This is a genomic window from Prevotella histicola (assembly GCF_055385135.1).
Genome location: NZ_AP043793.1, coordinates 815,261 through 839,631 on the forward strand (window position 1 = coordinate 815,261; position 24,371 = coordinate 839,631).

At 41.1% G+C, this 24,371-nt stretch carries 18 protein-coding genes and 1 other RNA gene; 6 read left to right on the forward strand and 13 right to left on the reverse strand.

Features of this window, described 5'->3' with window-relative positions; genetic code table 11:
* Nucleotides 1-251 precede the first annotated feature (251 nt).
* The 4 genes from ACZ48L_RS03455 (at nucleotide 252) to ssrA (ending at nucleotide 2,967) form a co-directional block, all read left to right on the forward strand.
* A complete protein-coding gene (locus tag ACZ48L_RS03455) occupies nucleotides 252-569 on the forward strand; it encodes a nucleotidyltransferase domain-containing protein (RefSeq protein ID WP_025792347.1) in 318 nt (105 codons plus the stop codon).
* Nucleotides 563-961, forward strand: coding sequence for a HEPN domain-containing protein (locus tag ACZ48L_RS03460; protein WP_025792346.1), 399 nt, complete (start codon nucleotides 563-565; stop codon nucleotides 959-961). The genes ACZ48L_RS03455 and ACZ48L_RS03460 overlap by 7 nt, the downstream gene beginning before the upstream one ends.
* 33 nt (nucleotides 962-994) lie before the next feature.
* Nucleotides 995-2,356, forward strand: coding sequence for a dipeptidase (locus ACZ48L_RS03465; RefSeq protein WP_008822803.1), 1,362 nt, complete (start codon nucleotides 995-997; stop codon nucleotides 2,354-2,356).
* Between the two features lie 210 nt (nucleotides 2,357-2,566).
* Nucleotides 2,567-2,967: a transfer-messenger RNA gene (gene ssrA / locus ACZ48L_RS03470) on the forward strand.
* 115 nt (nucleotides 2,968-3,082) lie between these two features.
* Here the strand turns inward: ssrA and ACZ48L_RS03475 are convergent.
* The 7 genes from ACZ48L_RS03475 to ACZ48L_RS03505 form a co-directional block, all read right to left on the reverse strand.
* Nucleotides 3,083-4,378, reverse strand: a complete 1,296-nt coding sequence (locus ACZ48L_RS03475; RefSeq protein WP_025792344.1) for a histidine-type phosphatase — start codon at nucleotides 4,376-4,378, stop codon at nucleotides 3,083-3,085.
* A 711-nt stretch (nucleotides 4,379-5,089) separates the two neighbouring features.
* Nucleotides 5,090-8,803, reverse strand: coding sequence for a leucine-rich repeat domain-containing protein (locus tag ACZ48L_RS03480; protein ID WP_025792343.1), 3,714 nt, complete (start codon nucleotides 8,801-8,803; stop codon nucleotides 5,090-5,092).
* 5 nt (nucleotides 8,804-8,808) lie between these two features.
* Entirely contained in the window at nucleotides 8,809-11,190 is a 2,382-nt protein-coding gene (locus ACZ48L_RS03485) for a S8 family peptidase (protein ID WP_025792341.1), read from the reverse strand.
* A 7-nt stretch (nucleotides 11,191-11,197) separates the two neighbouring features.
* Nucleotides 11,198-12,796 carry a hypothetical protein gene (locus ACZ48L_RS03490; protein WP_025792340.1) on the reverse strand — a complete coding sequence of 533 codons (1,599 nt, stop codon included), beginning with the start codon at nucleotides 12,794-12,796 and terminating at the stop codon, nucleotides 11,198-11,200.
* A gap of 433 nt (nucleotides 12,797-13,229) precedes the next feature.
* A complete protein-coding gene (locus tag ACZ48L_RS03495) occupies nucleotides 13,230-13,766 on the reverse strand; it encodes an HDIG domain-containing metalloprotein (RefSeq protein ID WP_025792338.1) in 537 nt (178 codons plus the stop codon).
* A 2-nt stretch (nucleotides 13,767-13,768) separates the two neighbouring features.
* Complete coding sequence (locus tag ACZ48L_RS03500) at nucleotides 13,769-14,311, reverse strand: hypothetical protein (RefSeq protein ID WP_025792337.1); 543 nt, start codon at nucleotides 14,309-14,311, stop codon at nucleotides 13,769-13,771.
* Nucleotides 14,312-14,488: 177 nt separating this feature from the next.
* A complete protein-coding gene (locus ACZ48L_RS03505; protein WP_008822812.1) occupies nucleotides 14,489-16,264 on the reverse strand; it encodes a biotin/lipoyl-binding protein in 1,776 nt (591 codons plus the stop codon).
* Between the two features lie 141 nt (nucleotides 16,265-16,405).
* Here ACZ48L_RS03505 and ACZ48L_RS03510 point away from each other — a divergent pair, with 141 nt between their 5' ends.
* On the forward strand, nucleotides 16,406-17,221 hold the full coding sequence (locus ACZ48L_RS03510) for a hypothetical protein (RefSeq protein WP_025792335.1): 816 nt from the start codon (nucleotides 16,406-16,408) through the stop codon (nucleotides 17,219-17,221).
* A 286-nt stretch (nucleotides 17,222-17,507) separates the two neighbouring features.
* Here ACZ48L_RS03510 and queF read toward each other — a convergent pair whose 3' ends face one another.
* The 4 genes from queF to ACZ48L_RS03530 form a co-directional block, all read right to left on the reverse strand.
* Nucleotides 17,508-17,963, reverse strand: coding sequence for a preQ(1) synthase (gene queF / locus ACZ48L_RS03515; RefSeq protein WP_008822814.1), 456 nt, complete (start codon nucleotides 17,961-17,963; stop codon nucleotides 17,508-17,510).
* A 325-nt stretch (nucleotides 17,964-18,288) separates the two neighbouring features.
* Nucleotides 18,289-18,981: a queuosine precursor transporter gene (locus ACZ48L_RS03520; protein WP_025792332.1), complete on the reverse strand. Its 693-nt coding sequence runs from the start codon at nucleotides 18,979-18,981 to the stop codon at nucleotides 18,289-18,291.
* Between the two features lie 202 nt (nucleotides 18,982-19,183).
* Entirely contained in the window at nucleotides 19,184-19,399 is a 216-nt protein-coding gene (locus tag ACZ48L_RS03525) for a hypothetical protein (RefSeq protein WP_025792331.1), read from the reverse strand.
* Between the two features lie 16 nt (nucleotides 19,400-19,415).
* Nucleotides 19,416-21,062: a hypothetical protein gene (locus ACZ48L_RS03530; RefSeq protein WP_025792330.1), complete on the reverse strand. Its 1,647-nt coding sequence runs from the start codon at nucleotides 21,060-21,062 to the stop codon at nucleotides 19,416-19,418.
* 312 nt (nucleotides 21,063-21,374) lie between these two features.
* On the opposite strand from ACZ48L_RS03530, the gene ACZ48L_RS03535 reads away from it, so the two are divergent.
* Entirely contained in the window at nucleotides 21,375-22,316 is a 942-nt protein-coding gene (locus ACZ48L_RS03535; protein ID WP_219447011.1) for a calcium/sodium antiporter, read from the forward strand.
* 370 nt (nucleotides 22,317-22,686) lie between these two features.
* On the opposite strand, the gene ACZ48L_RS03540 is transcribed toward ACZ48L_RS03535, so the two are convergent.
* Both ACZ48L_RS03540 and ACZ48L_RS03545 read right to left on the reverse strand, forming a co-directional pair.
* A complete protein-coding gene (locus ACZ48L_RS03540; RefSeq protein ID WP_025792328.1) occupies nucleotides 22,687-23,523 on the reverse strand; it encodes a peroxiredoxin family protein in 837 nt (278 codons plus the stop codon).
* 119 nt (nucleotides 23,524-23,642) lie between these two features.
* Nucleotides 23,643-24,314: a Crp/Fnr family transcriptional regulator gene (locus tag ACZ48L_RS03545; protein WP_025792326.1), complete on the reverse strand. Its 672-nt coding sequence runs from the start codon at nucleotides 24,312-24,314 to the stop codon at nucleotides 23,643-23,645.
* Between the last annotated feature and the right edge of the window lie 57 nt (nucleotides 24,315-24,371).

Below are 24,371 nucleotides of genomic sequence, written 5' to 3' on the forward strand. Positions count from 1 at the left end.
GCATGTCAAAAGGGCATCTTTTACAATGCAAAAGGGCGTCTTTTACAACGCAAAAAGGCACCTATTGAAAATGAACTATGAATCATCTTTACATTAATAACATTACAAGCAATACTCAAAGAAAGCTATTCTATTTGTTACAAGAGGCAGGAAACACCTGTATCAGACGAAGAAACAAAAAAGAAAAACCAAAGGAAAAACTTGCAAAAGTCATAAATCATGCTTAAATTTGCGAGCAAATGACTACGAGGATGAAACATACAGACGTATTTAACTCCATTCGCAACGTTGCAATGAAGTTAAAACCAGAGAATGGAAAGATAATACTCTTCGGTTCTCAGGCACGTGGTGAAGCTCGTGAGGATTCCGATTGGGATATTCTTATCCTATTAGACAAGGATAAGATAGAGGTGGCAGACCATGATAAGTTCACTTATCCATTCTGGGAACTTGGCTGGGAAATCAATGCGATGATTCATCCTATTGTATATACTTTAAAAGAATGGAGCACTCGCTCTCACACTCCTTTCCGGGATAATATAGAACTAGATGGGATTGCTTTATGCTAAAAAACGGTGAGAGAAGAGTACTCGTAACCTACAGAATACAGAAGGCGAAGTCGGTTCTAAAGGAAGCTTATGATAACGCTAAGCTCGGGCATTGGACGCTTGTTGGCAATCGTTTATATTACACGGTTTACCACATGGCACAGGCTTTATTGCTAGATAAAGGTCTATCAGCCAAGACACATGCGGGGACTATTCATATTATTGGGCAGCAGTTTGTATCAACTGGGATGATAGATAAGACATATGGAAGGTTGTTCTCACGTTTGTATGAACTGCGTCAATCAGGAGATTATGATGATATGTATAATGCAACAGAAGATGAAGTGAAACCTTACTTTCCATTAGTTGAATCATTCATCAGTGTCATGGAGGAATTAATTACATTCAAATAGGAAAGATATAACACCATAAAATACCAAATAACTATGATTAAGAAATATGTAGAAGAGAACAAAGACAGAATGCTCGAGGAGCTATTCAGTCTGATACGCATACCAAGCGTAAGTGCACAAACAGCTCATAAAGAGGACATGGTACGTTGTGCAGAACGCTGGAAAGAGCTCTTGTTGCAGGCAGGAGTAGACAAAGCTGAGGTCATGCCATCAAAGGGAAATCCAATGGTTTATGCTGAAAGAATGGTTGATCCAAAGGCAAAGACCGTCCTTGTTTATGGTCATTATGATGTGATGCCAGCTGAACCATTCGAGCTATGGAAGACAGAACCATTCGAACCAGTCATTAAGGATGGGCATATCTGGGCACGTGGAGCAGACGATGATAAGGGACAATCATTCATGCAGGCAAAGGCTTTTGAGTATCTGAACAAGCATAACCTGCTGAAACATAACATGAAATTCATCTTTGAAGGTGAAGAGGAGATTGGCTCTGGAAGTCTTGGTCCATTCATTGAAGAGCATAAAGACTTACTGAAATGTGACGTAATCCTCGTATCTGATACGGGAATCATTAGTCCTGACGTACCTTCTATCACCACTGGCCTGCGCGGATTGTCCTACTGGCAGATTGAAGTTACTGGTCCTGACCACGACTTACACTCAGGAACTTTCGGCGGTGCAGTAGCTAATCCTATCAATGTTCTTTGTAAGTTGATAGCAGATGTCACTGGTCCTGACGGCAAAATACGTATTCCTGGTTTCTATGATGATGTGGAAGAAGCATCAGACGAGGAGCGCAAACTCGTTGCTTCTATACCTTTCAATGAGGAAGAATACAAGAAGTCTATCGGCGTAAAGGCTCTCTTCGGCGAGGAAGGCTACAGCACAATTGAGCGCACAGGCTATCGCCCTTCATTCGATGTATGCGGTATTTGGGGTGGATATACGGGTGATGGTGCCAAAACAGTCATACCTTCAAAGGCATATGCAAAGATTTCATCACGCCTTGTACCCCATCAAGATCACAACAAGATCAGCCAATTAGTAGTAGACTACTTCAATCGTGTTGCTCCAGACACAGTAACAGTTAAGGTGGAGAAGCACCATGGTGGCTACGGATACGTCTGTCCTATCGACTTCCCAGCATATAAAGCTGCCGAAAGAGGTTTCGAGACTGTCTTTGGAAAGCGCCCATTGCCTGTTCGCATTGGTGGTTCTATTCCAATTATCTCAACCTTTGAAAAGCTACTTGGTGCTAAGAGTGTCCTCATGGGCTTCGGTCTGGAATCAAATGCCATCCATTCTCCAAACGAGAATATGCCTGTTGATCTCTGGCTAAAGGGTATTGAAACAATTATCAACTTCCATTTGGAGTACGATAAAGAAGCATAAACGAGGAGATAATCCTATAAAAACATTGCCAGCCTCACACAATAAGATGTACGAGGCTGGCAATTTTTATTAAAAAAGCGCCAAACATTTGGTAAATTCGCAAAGTCTGATTACTTTTGCAACCCAGTTCAAATGAACTGAATGAGGCATGAAAGCGCAATGAAGGGAATATTTTTTCCATCAAAAGCACAGAAATCCTCATTGTACTATGGGCTTGTTTGGATTTGACGGCAAGACGAAATGGTACGTAAGCACGCGGAGCGTCGTTAGTTTGCTCCTAAATATCAGCTATCAAACAATTAATTGGCGAAAACAATTACGCTCTCGCTGCCTAACCGAAGTACAGTAGGTTACTGGCTTTATTCGGCTATTAGATAGCTGAACGAGACATCGCTCCGAGGATGTTGTTCCGAATCCGGAGAGTAAGCGATGCAGGTTCAATCGGAAATAGTCAGTGTATGCCTCGCTGCACTGATGAAGATTTAGAGGATAAGATGTCGGTTGGTGGTCCAGGTCTTGCCGACATACGAAAACCAAAGTCTGGAATAAACGTGTAGAAAGCGTATGGTTTCCTTGTGCGGACGTGGGTTCGACTCCCACCAGGTCCACATCAGAAATGAGAAAACATCAAAAGAATAGGGGCAGACAAGAGCGTCTGTCCCTATTCTTTGTTTTATGATTCCGGGTTTTTACTATAGACCTTCAGCCGAGGAAGGCTTATGGTTTTTATCCGCGATAGGCATTCAGCTTGGCAAGATAGTACTTCTTAAAGTCACTCCACTTGTAATAATACGGTGTGGAAGTCTTGGGAAGTGGCAGCGTTACTTCCTCTTCATTGAGCAGAACCTTCACAAGAACATCATCTTTCGGACGCTTCGGATTCTTAAAGAACACGAACTGAATGTTTGCTGCCATGGGAACAATGCGTGTGGAACTCCAACCTTTAAGGGCAAGACTGTCTATATCTGACACTCGGATGTCGCTATTATTAAGATTAAGCAGGCATGTCAGCGGCATAACCATCGTGTCATGTCCGAAGCGAAGTGTTGCTCCTGGATGAGGAAGAGCCAGACAAGAGTCGGCATCAGTGATGATCTTACGCAAGAGATTACGCTGCGAGAAGGGTTGATTGCCTCCACTTTGCGGTGCGCTGGCATAGCGTAAATACCACCAAGCATTGCTTCTTTGCCAGAGCCGATACAGTTCTTCGGGTGTAAAGAGGTTGTATAATGAGAGCGAATGGCGTATTTCTGAGTTCTGAACAATGCTTGCAAGACTGAAAAGGTCGAATGTAAGCTGCGATGCGTCCACCTTCTTTGCCACGTATTCCTTGTCCTTAAAGAGGCGGGACATCAGAGGTTGCGTGTCAATATTGCGCTTTGCCCACTCGTCAATCGTCTTCTTTACGGCGCTACTGTCCTTTTGATGGGAGAGTTTCTTGTCCGATTGATTCATGTAATACATGTCATGCGCACTTGCATCATGCCTGATTCTGAGGCGAGGATTATGCCGAATGAGCTCCTGCAGCTCGTTCTCCATGGAAAGAATGCAGCGGATAACATCCGTAGACTTGGCATCTACCCAGACTGAATCACGGAAGACTGAGGGGAAACGATTGTACATTCTCCGTGCGATCTGCTGATGTTGCTGGGCGCCAAGCAGTGTCAGTTCGCCCCAACGTTTATAGGATTCGGTGTACATGAGGCGTAATTTCTTGAGAACTTCCTTGCCTTCATTGGTCAGAACGCCAGCCGAATCAGCCCGCTGAAGCGTTTCGATCGGGCGAAGATATTGCTGCGCATGAATGAGATAGCGCGAACCGTGACGCCCATAATGCGATAGATAGACGGGAAGATAGCCCGAAGGTGCAGGCGTAAGCTTGCCCGATGGTGCGGGATAAGCAAGGTAATTGTTGGCAGAAAGTTCAGGATGTGACTCAATCTGCTTCCTGATTGATTGTGCCACGACGTGTAGCGATGCTGAGAAAGCTAACACGCAAAGCAAAATAAGATGTTTTTTCATATCGTTGTGATGTATTCTTAGTTGCATACAAAGGTAAGCAATTCCCATAAGTATAAAGACATTAGGGCATTGAAATACGCTGCTCGTCAGCTAAAAAGTATGCTCAGCGCAATCAGCGGACCGAGAGAACGGCGACGATTCATGAGGAATGTCCGCATAAACCGTAGGGAAGTATTTTGTAATAGAATATTGTTAATTCCGACTATCATTCTGACGGTGCTATTCACAAAGGGTATATTTACGGTCAAATACTCCCGTTTTGGGCGGTTTAACGCTATGTTTTTGTAAGCAATTGATATCCAACGGTTTACAGAAATCATGCATACTTTCTAACAGAACGAACTAAGCTGTTTTCAGAAAAGTACTATCGTTTTAAGCAAAAAGTACTATCGTTTTAGGTAAAAAGTACTATCATTTTAGGCAAAAAGTACTATCGTTTTGCCCAAAAAGTACTATCGTTTTGCCTGAAAAGTATATACTTTTTGACTGAAAAGTATATACTTTTTGCCGAAAAGGTATATACTTTTTCCCTATAAGGTCATATCTAACCGATTTTAAGGTATAAAGAAAGGCAGGAAAAAGCTATAATGAGAAAATCAAATGTAAAGTATATTCCACATAAGAAGCATCCTCTTTACGCATAAAAAAGAGAGGATATGCCTTTCGGACATACCCTCTCTACCCTTCATCGGGCTATTTAGAACGTGTTATTTACTTGATAACAACTTTAGAAGCTCTGTTGCCTACACGCACGATGTATGCACCTGGAGCCAGAGAAACACGCTGCTCATCAGTATTAACCTTGCTCTGATAAGCCAGTTTGCCATCTATCGTATAGACTGCAAGCGTGTGGTTTCGAGCACCAAGAACGTTAATTCCGCCAGCAACGAACTGTACTTTCACCTCTTCACCAGCCTTGACCTCGTCAATACCGTCAGTCGGTGTGAAGGTAATATAGTTCGTATTCAACAGTGCATTAGGGAAGTTCTCGTTCGCAAGAATACATACCAGCTTCGTAAAGGTGTCCGTAAGCTTCAAGGTTGTCACACCATTCTCAACTGTATACTCATCGTTCGCAGTTAATTCCTCACCCTGCAGCACGCCGTCAACAGACTGAACCTTACCATCGAACCAACGATAAGTAGTAGGTTTACCCGCAATAACAGCCTCAGAGCTCAGATCAACCTTACCATTGACGCACTGAACATCGATAGGAGCCTGGAGATTATAAGAGTATTTATCGAACTTTCTGCCGTTACTCTCAGGAAGAGGCATCGTAGAGAACTTCAGCTTGTTGTCAACAACATTGAGGACACGCAGCTTAGTGTTCTTTGAAACATCAACCTTCGTCAGCTTATTAGAGTTCAACCACAACTGCTCCAGCTCTGGAAGCTTATCAAGAGAGATGGTTTCAAAGTCATTCTTACTCAAATCAAGATTCCACAAATGTGGGTTATCAAACTTAATCTCCTTCATCTTGTTCCCTGAAAGATAAGCCAGACCAAGGCTCTTTGCAGGAGAAAGATCGAATGTCTTGAGCTTATTGTTAACCAAAGACAACGCGAAGAGCTTAGGGAACTTGGACAAATCAATCTCTGTCAGCTCATTACCATCAAGATTCAAATCGGTCAGATTAGGAGCCGTTGCAGGAAGAGTAATAGCAGGCAACTCAGCCTCAGCAACCGTTATAACCTTCGCATCCTTTAGTCCAGAGAGGTCAGCCTGACTCATCTTGACGCCAGACACACTGAAAATCTTCAGCTTATCATTAGCTTCTGCCACAAGAACACGCACCTTCGTGTTCTCTTTTGACTTAGCACGGAAGAGTTTATAGGTTGTTCCAAGCGTATACTGGGTAACATTACCATCGCCATTCCACTCAAAATAAACAGAAGTACCATCCACAGGACTTGCTAAAGATAGAGCAACACTGTCTGTACGATTAATCGTTGTGAAGTTCGCCAACTCATATCTTGGGTAAGCAATAGGATGAACATAAGTAGTCTTGAACACATTTGCACCCTGGAAATCAGGATAAGCAGGATGTGTCATCTCGCAATAAATAGAATCAAGAGCCAAGTTAATGAACTTCGCAGAGCCATTGCTGATTGTGTAATCAGTACCTAACTGCAAAGGCTGACCGTCCTTCTTCTTCCAAATGAACTGTGTATTTGCACCGTTCTTCGTGATGTTCTGCTCTGAAAGATCAATACCTGGAGACGATTTTGATATCTCAAGAATGTGCTGAGGAGCATAGATAAACTTACCACGAGCTAAGCCAAAGTCATTAGGCATAGTAGCAAGTGTGAAGTAATTACCACTGACATTCAGCTTCTGAACTGGTGCTACAGGTGGAATCTTCACCTCAGTAAGGGCATTGTCTGATGCATTTATATCCTCAACAAGCTCACTATGATTGAGCAAGAGGCGTGTAAACTTGTTGTGAGAAATATCAAGTGTACGCAGATTATCAGCATCTGAGACATCCAGACTGTTCAAATTATTGTGACTGATGTTCAGAGTTCTAACCGCATAGAGGTCATTAAAGAGAAGTGAATCCAACTGATTATGGCTGACGTTAATGTCTGAAAGCTTACTCTTATAGAAATAAGAAGAAGGACCACGGAGGTCAACACGTCTAAGCTGGTTGCCAGACAGGTCAAGCTTCTGAAGTTTATTGTTATATCCAAGGTCGATTGTCATCAATCCAGCATTCTTCAAAGTAAGAACACGTAGCTCTGTCAGTGCAGAAAGATCAATGTTATCAATGTACTGACCATCTGATTCCAACGTCGTTACATAACGGTCTTGTGGGACATAAACTATAATATTACCTGATCCGGTACGTATTGCATCAATGTTTGCCTGGGAAGGATGATCAGATTTAATCTGAATAGGAGTCGTCTCACCATCACCTAAATCAACCTTTACAGTAACAGGATTAGCCTCAGAAGCACCCAAGATACCAACAGACATCTTCACTGGTGAACCTGCAGAACCAAGACTTGTCAGTTCGATAGCCTTTACATCCTTTCCGAAATCAGCAACAGTTTTAACTCTGAAGTTCTCAGTACGAATAGGATAATCCCTTAGAACGCTGTTAGTGAACTGTACAAATACTTCATCATCGAGTGCCTTCTTCAACGTTACCTTACCATCAGCATAAGAATAATAAGAATCATCCAACTCAACAGGCTTGGTTGGATCAGCCTTAGGAACACGATAAAGCTTTGCATCAGTCGTAGTCCTTGCACGCAGAACACGATTACTCAAATCAATAACGTCACCCACCTTATATGTATCATTAAGCTCCATTGGATTCTGCTCATGGTAATACTCGAACCAGTTACCTGGCCAAGGAAGAGTAGCAAAGTCCATGTAATTATAACGAACATTGACACTATAAAGAGCAGGATTATTGCTTACATCCAGATTTCTCAGGAGGTTGCGATCGCAAGAGAGCGTAAAGAGCTTAGGATTCTTACTCAAATCAAGAGTCTTCAGATTATTACCGCCACAATAGAAATAATAAAGTTCAGGGCAATGGGTAACATCTATATTATCAAACTTAACATCAGTATTTACTGTTCCAGAGGAATGAGAGATGTAAAGCTGAGTGATTTTAGGGTTATTACTCAGATCAAGAGACTTCACACGAGAGTCACCTACATTCAAAATCTGCAGTTCTGGGTTCTTAGAGATATCTACTGTCTCAACATTCGTCATATCAAGACTCAGACGTTGCAGCTTAGGACATCCTGCAGGGTCAACAGTCTTCAACCCCAATGTGTGATATGCATCGAAAGAACGAAGGTTAGGGAAGTTACGAAGTGTGAAATCAGGAGAGATATGTCCTATCTGTGGAATCTCCAAAACAACCAAGTCTGGTAAATTACCAATCATCAATGGAGTTGATGCCGTAAAAGGATTATCCTGCAAATAGATAACTTGTAGGCTCTTCAGGTTGTTAATATCTAAAGCATTCAGAGTGTTATGCTCCAAATTCAACACCTTAATCCGAAGGTTCTTGCTAAACTCTATCTTATCAATCTCATTGCCAGAAGCATTGAAATAATAGATGTTAGTTGGATCACCAGTAATGGTTACCCATCCTTCATCGGTGACAGTACCAGTAAAAAGGGAACCTTTGATGGTTTGTTCACCACTCTCTACACCTATTATAGCTTTCTTTACATCAAACTCTTGATCACCAGAACCACAGTCTATACTGACAGTCTGATCATCATCAGATGCTCCAAGTACGAAAGATACTTGTGCTGGGATACCTGCACTCTTTGCCTTTGCAGGTATATTCGTATGGAATCTGATGATTTGTTCTTCCTGTGCCTGTACAGCAAGGGAACTCAATAACATTGTCATCAATAGTAAGAACGTTGATGACAGGAAAGTAAATCTATTCTTCATATACGTTAGTAAATAATAATTCGTTGTGCTCTGCCCCCATTCACCTGGATAAGATAAACTCCCTTACTCCATGCAGAAGCATTAATATTAGTCTCATCACCTTGAGTAACTAGTGTATGAGCAAGTTGACCAGAGAGTGTATAAACACGTACATTCAACTGTTTTGCACCGGCAAGGAATACAGTAAATGAACGTTCACCTGTTGAAGTGATGACTGGAATATTCTTTTCAGCAGCTACCTTAACACCATTAATCCCAGTTGACTCCTTCTCTTTTAGAACTTGTTTCAAACCTGCATAGGCATCAAACTTACCTGCTCCCCACTGTACTGGGTCACCTGTATTCACCACAAAGGAATCTCTACGAGCTGTTTCCTTAATGATACGTGCCACATCTTTACAAGTTAGCTTAGGATTAGCCTCTAACCAGAGAGCTACAGCACCAGCAACAACCGGTGTTGCCATAGATGTTCCGAGTGACTGATGCCAATAGTAAGTCTTATCTCCTTTCTTTAGTTTACCTTGTAAGCCAGCATCAGTATACCCTAATTCAGGGTTATTCACAGCATAAGTATTGACTGAAGAGATGACTGAAGCACCTGGTGCACATACAAGAGGAAGGTTTCTTCCATCAGCAAGTGTACCAAAAGAAGAGAAACGAGAAGCCTCCCCAGGAGGGAAATCATCATTTTCACCTCTCTTATTATAGCCATACACATAGCCATCTAATGAAGACCAATGATTACGAACATTATAACTACCTACAGAAATAACATTCGCTGCACATGCCATATCGCTGATAGATCCATTTCGTGTTCCATTAACAAATCCTGATTGCTTATTACTATCGAAATAAACATAGCGTGCATCGCCATAAACTTCTACATTCTGACCATCCTTTTTACTTTTAATCTCCAAGGACAACTTATAGTTTCCATCCTTGTTTGTAGTTGGATTATCACTGGTCATTATCTCAGCCATTGCATAATAACGTCCCGTCTCAGGATCAATAGCAGAAGCAGCAGTAACATAACCATCAAAAGCCTTAGCAAAGGTTGGGTTAATAATAGCACCAGGGATTGCGTAATCATCTCCTCCCGAAGCATAAGTTATTGCTTTTCCATCGCTATTGCCAATGACTGGGATACGTACTACAGCATGATTTCCACGCTTTGTATTGGTTACAACAATCTGAAAATCAAAAGCAGTAGAATCATTACTATACGCAGCTATCTGACCATTCCGAAAGTTAATGTAAGCCTTCTTCCCCATTTTTAGCGTATCAGGAACCATTGGGGTAATGAATGTCTTAACCATTTCATTCGCATGTTCAAAGTTCTTTTTAAGGGCAACAGCCTTATCAGCTTCATTACCTGCAGCAATACAAATGATAGCATGTTCTCCTTCTTTTGCAAGGAACTTGTTCATCACACTTGTAGAATCATGTACTCCAATGTTACTTCCCAAGGAAAGGTTTATAACACATGGCTTTGGTTTCTTGCCCGATAGTAATGCATATTGAACGATATCATCAACTCCAAAAGCTATATACATATCGCGTAAATCACCACATGAAGCCACAAGCTCAGACTCTGTAGCACAACCATAGAATGGATTTGGAGCTTCTACGAGGTAACTTGTCGTATCATTATTTGTCTTTGCATATGTTATATTCCCCTTATAACCTCCTGCCATAATTCCTGTTGTGTGCGTTCCATGGAAGTTTGTAGGAGAATCTGTAGTGAAATCATCCTCAATAGAATATGTATCATCACGATTTGACAAAGTGTCAAGTACGGCACGAGGATAATAATTATAATAATGATAGCCTTTCTTTTCATTCGGAGCGGCTATAATCTTACTGATATAACCAAAGCGAGTTGAGCCATCAGGCTTAAGAAAGTTGATGTGATTAGGGTCAATACCACCATCAACAATACCCGTTACGACACCCTTTCCTGTATAGGCTTGAGGCAATTCTATACCTTTATGGATTTTATCTACACCTATCTCTGCACGTACCACGTCCATCTTCTGAAAAAGCCGACGTGGAAGTTCCATGCGATAAACACATGTCAATGTAGAAATACGCTCAACATCAGAGACGGGTAACGCTACAATTGCAATATTACCACGTACCCTTAAGACTTCCACACCTTGTGCTTCGAGATCTTCACGAGTACATCCTCCCATGAGCTCAACCATGGCTAAAGTGTTTTGTTGGGCAACTTTAGGGCGTTCGAAGGAACGTGTACGAGCATTATAAGTGGGAATGGAGGTGTTTCGAAGCCTCTGCAGCTCCATCTGACTTTGCAGGTCAAGTTTGGATTGACCAAATACTGCACCCACCATTCCAAACAAAAGAATTGTAAGTAGAATTTTTCTCATTAGCTTTTCACTTGTTAATTAATACTTTCTTACCATCAATAATATATAAACCGCGTGGCAAATTCTCACCTGTCACACAAGTTCCATCTATACGATAAACCTTTCTTTCATTCCCCTTTACATGTCCTACGGAATCAATACCATTAGTTTCACCTTTCAATAAGATTTCCAAACGGTCATTATCTTTTAAATCAAACTCAAAACTTGACCCACCAGGATAAGTTGGATCAAGTACTGTTCCATTCAGTTTCACCACCATTTTACTCATATCAGTACCATAAGCACCAAACATGAAGTGGTGATCATCTTTCGAGAACATCAGTGTATTCTCACCAGACTGCATCTGTACCGTTGAATGATCAGTACGATAGAAATTGAAACCATAGTTTGCCAGACTTATATCATCTATAAAAACAGTTGCCTTTTGGTCACGTACAATGGCTGAAGTTGCAACATCAACCCTCATTCCTTCCGTCAGTTTAATCTCACAAGCACCATCATATCCAATAGAGAAATGATTACCATTGACCTTCACCGAATCAATTTTGCAACCACTATTCGGCTTTATCTGAATCATACTATTTGTTTCATTCAACTCCAAAACATTTTCTCCATCATGGACTGATATCACCTTATTATTATAACTCTGTCCTTGATAAACAGTAACATTAGCAGCTTTATCCACATTTAGCGTAGATTTTACCGTAGCATACTTATGTGCTGATATCTCAAAGTTCATTTCGTTCTTCACAATACATTCATAAGGACCATAAAGAGATATAGATTCACCGTTGACTTTAAACCCATCTAAAGAGTAATTTACCTTATCAAATGTAAGCGTTAACTTTTTCCCAGCCTTTACCTTGAACCCTTCTTCATTGTAATTAGCTACCTCTACCCCATCAATCATCACCTTTGAGATAACATTTTTAGCAGCATTATCAGAGAAATTAAACTTTACTGCATAATCAACATCGGGATAATTTGCGGTAATATTAACTACACTACCATCCTTAGGAGTAACAAAGAACTGGTTACTGGAGCTTTCCACCTCCACACCATCTAATGTTACACGATAAATAGGAGCATCTCCATAATTGGCATTAGTAATCACTAAGGTCTTCTCTGCTCCAGGAATCCACTTTACATCGTTATCTCCATTCTTCAGATTTACTCCCGTCTGAGATTCATAACGCACCATTTTAACCTTAGATGCATCATCAATCTTAACGATACAAAAGCCTGTACGCGCTTCATCAAAGATTCCACTCTTCACCGTAAAAGTTACATTCTTATCTTCATCCGAGATATATAGGTTACAGTTTCGCATAGACGAGATACTCATAGGAATATTCCCACCTTCGCTCTTGTTAGGCTTAGATACCTCTTTAAGATAACATCCGTCTACGGCTTCAATCTGTACTGAGCCGTACTGAGGAACATCCAGTTTATTCAAACCATTAGAAATATCAACTGGATGGTAATTAACTTTCACCACAACTCTGCTGGAATCATCAACCCTTAGCTTGATTGGAGTATCAGCCACGGCATTGCTTGACACCAGAGTTACAATAACTAATAATAGCAAATAGTAAATATTCTTCATACGCTTTTGGTTTAAATTATATATATCTTGTACCTTTTATTTAAAGAGGTAGAAGGTTGTGCTTTATGATACTTCGCCAAGTAAAATGTCATTAGACTACTTTGGCAAAGTTAAACATAAAATATAAAAGGGCAACACCTATTTATAAGTTTTTAATAAGATTATCCCTATTTTTCATAATAGAAGCATATTGATACATAGAAATACATTAACAATTCATTACTTCCTACACAATGAAAGAAGAAAGAATTATCAATATACAATAAGTTTATAAATTCATAAAATCAAAAGCTCAAAGACTTACTATTCCAAAGTATAGACAAAAACAAAGGAAAAATGACCTATACTGTATTAAACAAAATGAAGTAGCAATGCTACTTCATATCTATATAAAATGTAAAAACAAGCTTTACAAATAAGAAAATATACTCTTTTAACAAAAAATTTGTTCCCATTCACGGAAACGTAGGACTCCTTCTTCACCAAACTTTGCAAGACTTCGTTCTGCCTGCTCAACTGTTTTCTCTTTATCAAGATGTGTTTTTGAAAAGAATTTATCCGCATAACAGATCACTTTCTCTTCCATTGTCTCTGGCAAAAAGTCTTGTTCTGGGAGTGGAAGATGCTGATTAATAATCTGTTCACGTGTAACACCTGCTCCTGTATGCCGTTCACAGACACGGGCATGACGCGGAAAACCTTCCTTACGAAGCATCTCTGCCCCCAATCTACCATGACATATATAAGGTTCAGAACCAAAACATTGGATGCCTGGAGCATCACAACGAATGATCCCAATATCATGTAACATGGCAGCTTCTTCCAAGAATTGACAATCAAGATGTAACTCTGGATGGCGTTCAGCCACCATCAATGCTTTATCAGCTACGCTTCTACTATGTACAAGCAAGATATGCTTTAATTCATTTTCTTCAGGATAATACTTGTCTATGATGGCTTGATAATTCATTGCTATTTGTTTCTTCTATTGTTTTTTACTATTGCTTGTAATACTTTTGACCGTGCACTCTTCAGTCCCGGAGACAAAGATACACCATCATAAGAGGTTAATATCGTTTGCAACTCCTGCAAAAGCTCTGGAAAGAACTTGCATTGCTGAAAAGAAAGATAGATACAGAGCGACTTTACAGCTACTGATTGAGCCATAGTTGTGATGTTATCAAGGCAAAAATTCAAGAAAGGTATTGCTATTTCTTCTTCTGAAACAGACAACTTTGAGATGATAGTGAGCAACAAACGTAGTTCTGTGGTACTGGAAGTATGCATTGCTTTTTCCATGAGGGATTGTTTTTTACTGTTTAACCGTCCCCATCCTACTTTATTAAAATGACTCATTATCCATGCACTATTCTCTGAAACCCTTGCATCCTCATCGTATAAGAGTTGAAAGAACTCAGCGAATTCACGGTCATCAAAGGAAGACTGCACCATGGAAGCAAGATGTTTCACCTCCTCTTTGTATATTCTCTTTGTTAATAGGCTGCGTAAATCCATACTTTAGAGGCAATCAGTATCGGGAGTATCTGCTTTCAACATATCACCGTTATCTTCCTTTTTATTATGAGCATTGTTGCCCATACAAAAAGAAAAACGATCCATTCACAAACTATGAAAGCGTTCCGGCCTTATAATTCGTGAATGAATCGTAGTTATATTGTTTAGCTTAAGTCCTTACTTTTCGTCTCTTTGGATATAAGCAATAACATCACCCTTGTTCACTTTAGCACCTTGCTTAGCGTTGATTTCAACCAACTTACCACCGAGAGCAGCAGGAATTGTGACGAACTCACCCCAAGGAGCCTGGATATAACAGAATATATCACCTTCCTTATATGCCTTACCAATGAATGGTTCTACAGCAGGACTAGCCTCGGCATCGCCCTGGAACTCCCAGAACAACTGACCTTTGACAGGAGAAACAAGTGCATCTGCCTTTGCATGTTTGAATGCTGCAGCCTCTTCAGGACTAACTTTTGCACCGAGTTTAGCGTCCTTAGCAGCCTGAAGGTCAGCCAAGAAATTCTTCTTAGCCTGTCCACTCTTGTAGTTACGATACTGTTCTGGGTGCATAGCAAGCTCGAAGAGTTCCTCTTCATCCTGACCATAATCCCAGCCATTCTCGTCCATTTCCTTGCGGAAATCCTCAAGATTATTCTTCAACAATGTATGTGGGTCAGCATCAGTGAACTCAAGTCCCTTCTGTTTTGCAAGGTCTTTCAATTCCTGACAAATCTCACCTGGCACACGACCGCTCTTTCCGAGGATCATACCCCACATTGAATCATCCATCATAACAAAGCGACCCTTACCCTGCTCAAGGGTGAGGAGGTTCATCAATGCGATGTTCTTAGTATATTGTGAGAATGGAGTTACCAATGGAGGATAACCCACGCGTGGCCAAACATATGCTACTTCATCGAACAACTTGATAAGCATGTCGTCAACAGAGAGCTCAGGCTCACCCTTCTTCTTGCGGAGATTATTGATGGTTGAACGGATACCACCGAGGTCAGCCATCATAGAACCCATCATACCACCAGGCAAACCACAGCTAAGAAGCAAAGAACTCATAATCTTATTTTGTGGGTTGATGAAGTAACCTAACCACTCATCAATGAATTCCTGGGTCATAGCACGAGCCTTCATATAGGCATCCATGTTGATATCAGGTACATCAAAGCCTGCATTCTTCAACATACTTTGTACAGAGATAACGTCTGGATGAACTTTACCCCATGACAGTGGTTCTATTGCAACATCGAGGATATCGATACCATTCTTAGCAACTTCCAACATAGAAGCCATTGAAAGACCTGGGCCAGAGTGACCATGATACTCAAGAAGAACATCTGGATGCTTCTCTTTGATACGACGAGTCAGCTCACCAAGGAATACAGGCTGACCAATACCTGCCATATCTTTCAAGCAAAGTTCCTCTGCACCAGCTGCAATTTCTTCGTCAGCCAGCTTTGTATAATAGTCCAATGTGTGAACAGGAGAGGTCGTGATACAGAGTGTACCCTGTGGAGTCATACCACCTTCCTTTGCCCATTTCAAAGCTGGAGCAATGTTACGAATATCATTCAAACCGTCGAAAAGACGAGTAATATCTACACCCTGAGCGTGCTTTACACGATACATCATCGCACGAACATCATCAGGTACAGGATACATACGCAATGCATTCAAACCGCGATCAAGCATGTGAGTCTTGATACCAGCTTCATGCAGAATCTTTGTATAGGCACGTACTGACTCGTTTGGGTTCTCACCAGCCAGCAAATTTACTTGTTCAAAAGCACCACCATTGGTTTCTACACGTGCGAAACACCCCATCTCAACGAACACAGGTGCGATGCGCACTAACTGATCTTTACGTGGCTGGAACTTACCAGAGCTCTGCCACATGTCTCGATAAATGAGACTGAACTGAATTTTCTTTCCCATATGTGATTTTGTTGTTATCTAAACGGGCGATTGCAACCTGCAATCTCGACCTGCAAAATTAGATAAAAATTTCCAAAAAACGGCTGACTAATTATATTTTTTGCAATAATTGACTATCTTTGCAGTCACAAAAGTAGACACATGAAGAAATTATTTTTTCCACTTATAACCTTCCCCTTACTGCTTCTTACAGCATGTAATAATCAGGCAACAACAAGCGATCACGGGGCTATAGATATGGAAATGAAACTGAAGGGCGACAGTACACGCTATGGTTTGGCATGCGACGGATGTTCAGACTCTATCATTGTTTTCCTTCCTAATGAGGGTGGAGACCCTATAAAGTTCGATATCGTAACGGCAATGCGCAATGGAATGGTGTATGGTACTCCCAAAATTGGTGACGAACTCGCCATTCTTCCTAATCCTATCGACCCATTAGAGGCTGTCATGGTTATCAATCTTGAACAGATGAAAGGGACATGGACTTTCCAGGTTCTGCCAAAACTGAAACCGAATCCAACCAAAACGGACGAACAGATCATGGCGGAAATGAGTGATTCCATGAAGAAAGCCTTATTCATACCACGTGAATATGGTTTCACACTTAAGAGTTATAACCAGGCTTCACCTGTCGGTTACATCATGAAAGCAAACTCTCTGGAGGATGAAAGTCCTGTTGAATATCCTAAAGTGACAGTATATACAAGCTGGCATATCTATAATGGCAGACTTTATATATATAAGGATACGGTTGATGAACAGGGACAACGCATCCCACAGGACTCTGTTGGCTTCGACTCAGGCTCAATGCGTTACCTCTCAAATGACTCCATGGCTGCCCTCTTTGGCAAGAAAGTCATGCAGTATCATCGCAAGCTTAACGCCTTAGAAGCCAACAAGAGAGCACAGGAAGCTGAACGAAAAGCTGCTATAAAAGATACTACTAAGAAGTAAAGTATGAGATAGTAGTGAGAAAGAAAAGTATTTACAACTATCAAACGCGTATTTATAGATTCTCAAACAAATACTGTTCTTTTCCCGTTTTGTAACTTTCAATGAATCAAGTGCTTACAAAAGCCATTCTAAAAGATGCTCTTTTAGAATGTAAAAGACGATAGATTAAAAGCCTAACGTGAATTATCCTTACATAATTCTACCCAATCATGAATATCAAAGCAGTCTTGGCACATCACGACAAGCAAATTATTGATGTGTCCAACGCACAGCTCCACCAAGCATTTTACTCATGATTCATAAACCGATGGTCGGCAAGTTTCTCGTATTTCGTTCCCTTCCGACCGTAATTAGCATAAGGATAGATGCTGATACCACCACGTGGAGTGAAGATTCCTGTTACCTCTATGTACTTAGGATCCATGAGTTTGATAAGGTCTTTCATAATGATGTTCACGCAATCCTCATGGAAATCACCATGATTACGGAAGCTAAAAAGATAGAGTTTCAGGCTCTTACTCTCCACCATTCGCTCATCTGGTATATAGGATATGCGTATCTCTGCAAAGTCAGGTTGCCCCGTAATAGGACACAAACTCGTGAACTCAGGACAGTTGAAACGCACCCAATAGTCATTTCCAGGATGCTTATTCACAAATGTTTCCAGCACTTCTGGCGCATAATCCATTCTATATTTGGTTGCAGAACCTAACGACTGCAAGCCCTCTTCATTTCTTTCCATAATCGTTTATTATACTTTAATTTATTTGCAAAGTTACTATATTGTAAGTGATTTATGCGCATTTCCTGAAAGATATTCCTAATTATCAGTCAGCTTTATGGTAATATTCCTTCCTCTTATTCCCACTATAACCTCATTTACATTGATTCCTACCATTACTAAAGGATAGACATCTTAAAACAATGTAACGACCACTATACCAAGACATACGCTGTTTTGATAGTCTGAATTACGGGAAACGAACAGAATTTTGGGAAGTAAACAACGAAAGGGGATGTGCCTGTTGATTGGCATATCCCCTTTCTTGTTGTCAGTTATCAGCTCTTTATTGCAGAGTGAAGACCTTCCAGATGCTATAATTCACACCTTCATCATAAACATCTTCCCCTTCATGCGCCTTTAAAGCCTTCACAACTCGAATCGTTATAGGCAAGGCTATTACCTCATAAAGCGTCTTTAACACTACCTGCCAAAGCATTAGTTTTGGCAATTCAGGGGTAGGAACAACGCCACCCAACGCCAAAGGAAAGAAGATGAGAGAGTCAAGACTCTCACCAGCAATGGTACTCAAGATGGCACGCCATGAGAAATGACGACCTCCATCACGTAGTTTCATCTTACTCATCACGTAGGCATTAGCGAATGAACCCACAATGAAAGCAACGAAAGAGGCTGCTGCCACACGTGGAGCAAGACCAAAGATAGCATGGAATCCAGCATCATTTGTCCAATAAGGTGCACCTGGTATCCAGTCGCATAATGCTCCCATCGCCACAAAGAAGAAGTTCATAGCAAAGCCCGTCCATATCAACAGACGTGCTTTTTGGAATCCCCACACCTCACAAACACAGTCGTTGATGATGTAAGAGATAGGGAAAACGATAAGTCCACCCGTCAATGAGATACCAAACACAGATATTTGCTTTGTCTCGAGGATGTTTGCTGCAATCAAGCAAACGCAAAAGAGGATGCTGAAAAGCATAAACAGCACACTCACTTGTTGTTTTTGTTTTATCATTGTCTTGTTTTGTTAAAGGGGGTTGAGCAAGTACCCCTATCTTAAATACGTGGTTGCAAAGGTACATAATTTATCTGAACTATCGCTGTACCATACATAAAAAGCTTCATTTGGACAAGAAAAAGGGATAATGAATAGCCCTAAGTTACACCTCATAGGCATTCATTATCCCTGTTTTATAATCCTTTATTATCGTGTTATACTAATCTTCCCACGGTGAATAATAGACTTCTCCCCATTCACTTTCCTTTGCTTCAAAGCCATCTACTCCACTTCCCGTGTTACCTTGAGTACCAGAACCACCTGTTGAAGGCTCTACTGGCACACCACTTTGGTTACCAAAATGACCATCAAGTATCTCTTCACTAACGTTCAGAACAACCTGCTCGCATTGAGGAGCCATATAATTCTTCTTCATATTTGTGTCCTCCTCCTTATTTAATAACAACTTTCTTACCATTCAAGATATAAATTCCACGTGTTGGATGCTCTACACGACGTCCTTGTAGGTCATAGTAAACGCCGTCTTCTGTAGCATTCTTCTCCACATTGATGGTCTCTATACCTGTTGTTTCACCGTCATCGAAGTTCAAAACGAAGCTCTTTGCCTGTGCTTCTGTACTGGTAAGAACAAGGAAAGCCTTGTTACCTGGTACGCTTGTAACGGCACTATTCAGCTTATAGAAGCCTATAGGGTTACGTGCATCAGCAGTGTTTATATTGAAAGCACGCACGTTATCATGTGTTACATTGTATGCGTTTCCTGCACCATCCTTTACCTCCAAGCCATTGATAGCTGCTCCAAAGTATGTTCCACAGAGACGGTTACCACTTGCCTGGGGAGTCTCATCACCCTGAGGCAACAACTGATTGTCAACTGGATTAGTTGAGTTACATTCCAAGACAACGGCAGTCTGAGCTGGAACAACATCTCCTTGCTGAGCCAGTTTCTTCACTTTAGCAAAGTAATAGCCCTGTGCATTCTGGGCATTTACGCCCTCAATGGTATAAGCTTTTACGTCACCAACTATCTTGAAGGGGAAGTCCACATAAAGTGTTGTGTAATATTTGCCATCCTTTCCGCGCATGTTTGCAGAAGGTTTCACCGCAAAGTAGTTTGTATTGTTTACCTCCTCTAATATCCACATAGCGGCATCCTTGGTTACAGGAAGTTCTGGACCCCAGTATTGATCATTTGTATTGTTGTTGACAAAGTCGAACTTTGCCTCCGTCCCGTCATATTCATTATGTGCCGTACCCATAGGATTGGCAGGGTTATGTGCCGTACCAGAAGGATCAACCTTCTTTAGATTACCAGAGATAAGATAGTAAGTTTGCCCTTGATTGATACGATTCTCAGCACGTGTAGTACCAATGTAATGCTTGATAATATTCACCAGTTCAGTGCTTGCATAAGAGCTACTTTCTATTTTAGCCAATGCTAGTCGCTCTATCTCATACCATACATCGTCTGGATTTCCACTGTCTAAAGCTGCCTTTAAGTTAGGATAGTTATTAAGAGCACTACCTGCAAATGTCCCATAAGTATGCCAGAAATCACAAAGTGGTTGTATGGAAGGAACTGTTGCATAGGCATAGTAAGCATCACGTCCATCAGAGGTTCTTACTGATTTTAGGTGCATTTTCAGGTCCCATTGTCCAATCACACTCGTACTAAATAGCCCATAGGCCAGGGAGGCCATAGGACTTGAGAGCTTTTCATTTAGCTTGTCTTTCAAAGCTTTCTCCACCTTTTCAATAGCAGGATTCAGATATCCATTAATGACATCAACGCCCTGTGAGCGCAGAGTTTGCACATCATAAACACCTGTATTGGTACCATTTTCTACCATTTTCAGATGTATTACCGTACCAGGTAGCGTCGTTGCCTCTGTCTTAGTGGCATTCGGCATTGCGGCATATGCGCCTGTTACATACACATACTGCTTACCATCAGCACGATTATTGGCATTGACAATGCGGAAATAACCATCTTTTGACGGCTGCGGACTTTGAGCTGACACACCAGCAGAGACAAACCCTAACAGGAGTGTTAGCGATAAATGTAAATACTTGAACATTTGATTTGTTTTGTAATTTGTTAATTTAGCGTGGCTTAGGCATGCTATTTTCGTTTCTGTTTGCAAATATAATGTTTTCGTATTATATATTTATTAAAGACGAAAAAGATTAACATTAGTTTTCGGCAGACTGTTAAAAGCCCTATAATCATTAAAAGGAAGTTACTAAATCATAAGACACAAACGCACTCTTTCCACCTCATATATATACAAGAAGATGAGTCTTCTGCAGAGAATAAGGAGCCGAAAGAGACGCATGAGTTCAACTTTTCTTCGTAACTTTGCCGCCAAACAAATATCAGATAAGAAATTATGCTTCTAAACATTGTCTTTATTCTCGTGGGAATAAGCCTCGTTTTATGGGGTGCGGACCGACTGACAGAGGGTGCAGTAGCCGTGGCTGAAAAGCTAAAGATGCCACAGATTGTGATTGGATTAACAATAGTTGCAATGGGAACCAGCATGCCCGAGTTCTGTGTCAGCCTGGTATCGGCTCTCAAAGGTACACCCGACTTGGCTGTAGGAAACATTGTTGGTTCGAACATCTTCAATGCTCTGTTGATTGTTGGAGTATCAGCTATGGTTGCTCCCATGGCTATTACGAGGGTAACTATCAGCAAAGACATTCCTTTTGCATTGGTAGCTTCAATCGTATTGATGATCATGTGCCTTGATGGACATATCAGTCGGCTTGATGCTGCAACGCTTTTCGTAATGTTCATAGCCTTCATGTATATTACCTTACACGGTGCAAAGAGTAGTAAAACAGAACTGCAAGAAGAATCTTCAGACATAAAAACAGAGAAGAAACCTATGTCAGCAACCATGTCTGCCGTATGGATCATCATTGGTTTAGCATGCCTGATAGGTGGAAGTAACCTCTTTGTGGAAGGTGCAACACAGGTTGCAGCACAGCTAGGGGTGTCAGAAGCTGTCATCGGACTGACGATTGTGGCTGGTGGAACATCACTTCCTGAGCTGGCAACAAGCGTGGTGTCAGCACGAAAAGGAAACAGTGGGATTGCCATTGGCAATGTCTTAGGATCTAATGTCTTCAACATTCTTGCCATCTTAGGCGTGACTGGACTCATCAGCCCTATGACAATAAAGGGCATAACGACAACAGACCTGTCTGTAATGGTTGTCTCCATGATTCTCATTTGGTTCTTCTCTTTTACAAGAAGTACCATCGAACGATGGGAGGGAGCCGTTCTCACAGCTGTCTTCGTGGCTTACATGTGGTGGCTTCTATAGTCTGTATGATAACGACTCCACCACAAAGAAACTAAAGAAGGAATGACTTTTATGTCATATAAATTCGCATAACGGATTTAAAAGACGCCCTTTTGAAGCATAAAAGGTGCCCTTTTGCATGGTAAAAGGGCACCTTTTATGCTTCAAAAGGGCGTCTTTTAAACTGCAAAAGGGCATCTTTTACAACCCTATTCATAACTATTTATCAGTCAAGAGATTACAAACCTAAAAAAGAAAGGTTTTCTTTCCATTCGGCATTCAGTCACATTTTTATCTGTAAAGACTTTTCCGAGCAAGAGGAAAGACAAAAGAAAAAGGTACCAAAGGACGAATCCTTTGATACCTTTCATATTTTTAAAGGGGCTATCCCCTACTTTATCAACTCAGCAAGTACCGTCTGCAGCTTGCTTCCTCTTAAGTCCATAGCAACGATTTTGCCCTGTGGATCAATAAGAATGTTAGAAGGAATACTACGAATACCATACACCTTAGCAGCTGCACACTCCCAACCTTTGAGGTCAGACATCTGAGGCCAGGTCATACCAAGCTTCTCAACAGCAGCAGACCACTGTAACTTATTGCTGTCAAAGCTTACACCAACAATCTCAAGTCCTTTGTTTTTGTAGCGATTATATGCCTCAACAACATTCGGCATCTCCTTACGGCATGGACCACACCAGCTTGCCCAGAAGTCAACAAAGACATATTTGCCCTTTCCAACCCAGTCACTGAGCTTCACTTGCTTGCCATTAAGATCCTCCATAGTAAGCTCCTTGTACATCAGTCCTGGGTGACGCAACTCATAAGAAGCAAGCAGTTTCTTCACTTTCTCCATACCCGGCTCATTGTAATAACCCGTTGATGGATCGCAAAGCTGCTTCAATTGGTCATATTCCAAGTTGTACATAACATCTGCAAGATACCTTGCAGGGAACTTTGTAGTCTTGAACTTTTCTGCAATCTCCAATGCTGTTGCAGTCTGAACAGAGTCTAACGAATCTGCTTTCACCATGATTTGATTCAATTGAGCTTTCTCTGCATCAGTGAAAGTAGCTGGATCACGTTTTGAAAAACTGTGATATGCATCCTCAAGTTCCTTAAAAGCACTCTCAAGTTTAGCCATCTTCTCCTCGTATGGCTTAGTATCTTGTGCCTTAGCAGTAAAAGATACTACGGCTAATATTGCCAATAAAATTATTTTCTTCATATGGTTCTTGTTTTAATATGGGGGTACAAAAATAAATAAAATCTTTCTATCCCCACTCGTTTTTTGACTTTTTATGTATTTACACCTTAATAAAATAGGGGATACTTGTGCATCCTTATTTATTTCAACATCTTACTTCTGTTCAATATCTTTATGACCTTTCCTTTGATTTCTATGGCGCCTTCCTTCTCAAAATCGGACAAGACGCGCAGCAAAGAGAACTTCTGGATACCAAAAGAGTCGGCTATCTCCTGACGAGAACGCTGCAGATGAACCTCATTACTACCCTGCTCCCCTGCACTTTCCAACAAAAGATAAGCCACCTTTTCACGCACAGTAAACAAGCTGAGAATCTTCATTTTCTGAGTCAGGAAGACGTCTATATTAGATAATATACGAATATAGTTGGTACGAATAGTCTCATCAGTATCTATCAACAGCTTGAGTTCACTTGGGGAAATACGGAAGAGTTCTACGGCCCCGTCCGTCTCCACACTAACAGGAAGCTTATTATCCTTGGAGAAAATAAAGGCTGGAGCTACCAGATTACCACAGTGCAGACGGCTGACCTCAACCTGCTTGCCTGACAAAGATGCCATTCGACAGATAAGAAAACCACTTACGACAATGTCAACATAGCGACAAGGCATACCAGCAAGGGCATAGACATCATGTGCAGGCAACTTAACGACATGATACTTGACGTTACCAACCATCATTTCTATCTCCATTGGGCTCATTCCTGCAAAGAGAGGGCAGGCTATTAAGGCTCTCATTACTTTATCTTCCATAGTTACAAAGGTAATACTTTTCTTCCTAACCTTAGGGTTTTAACAATATTTAATCCA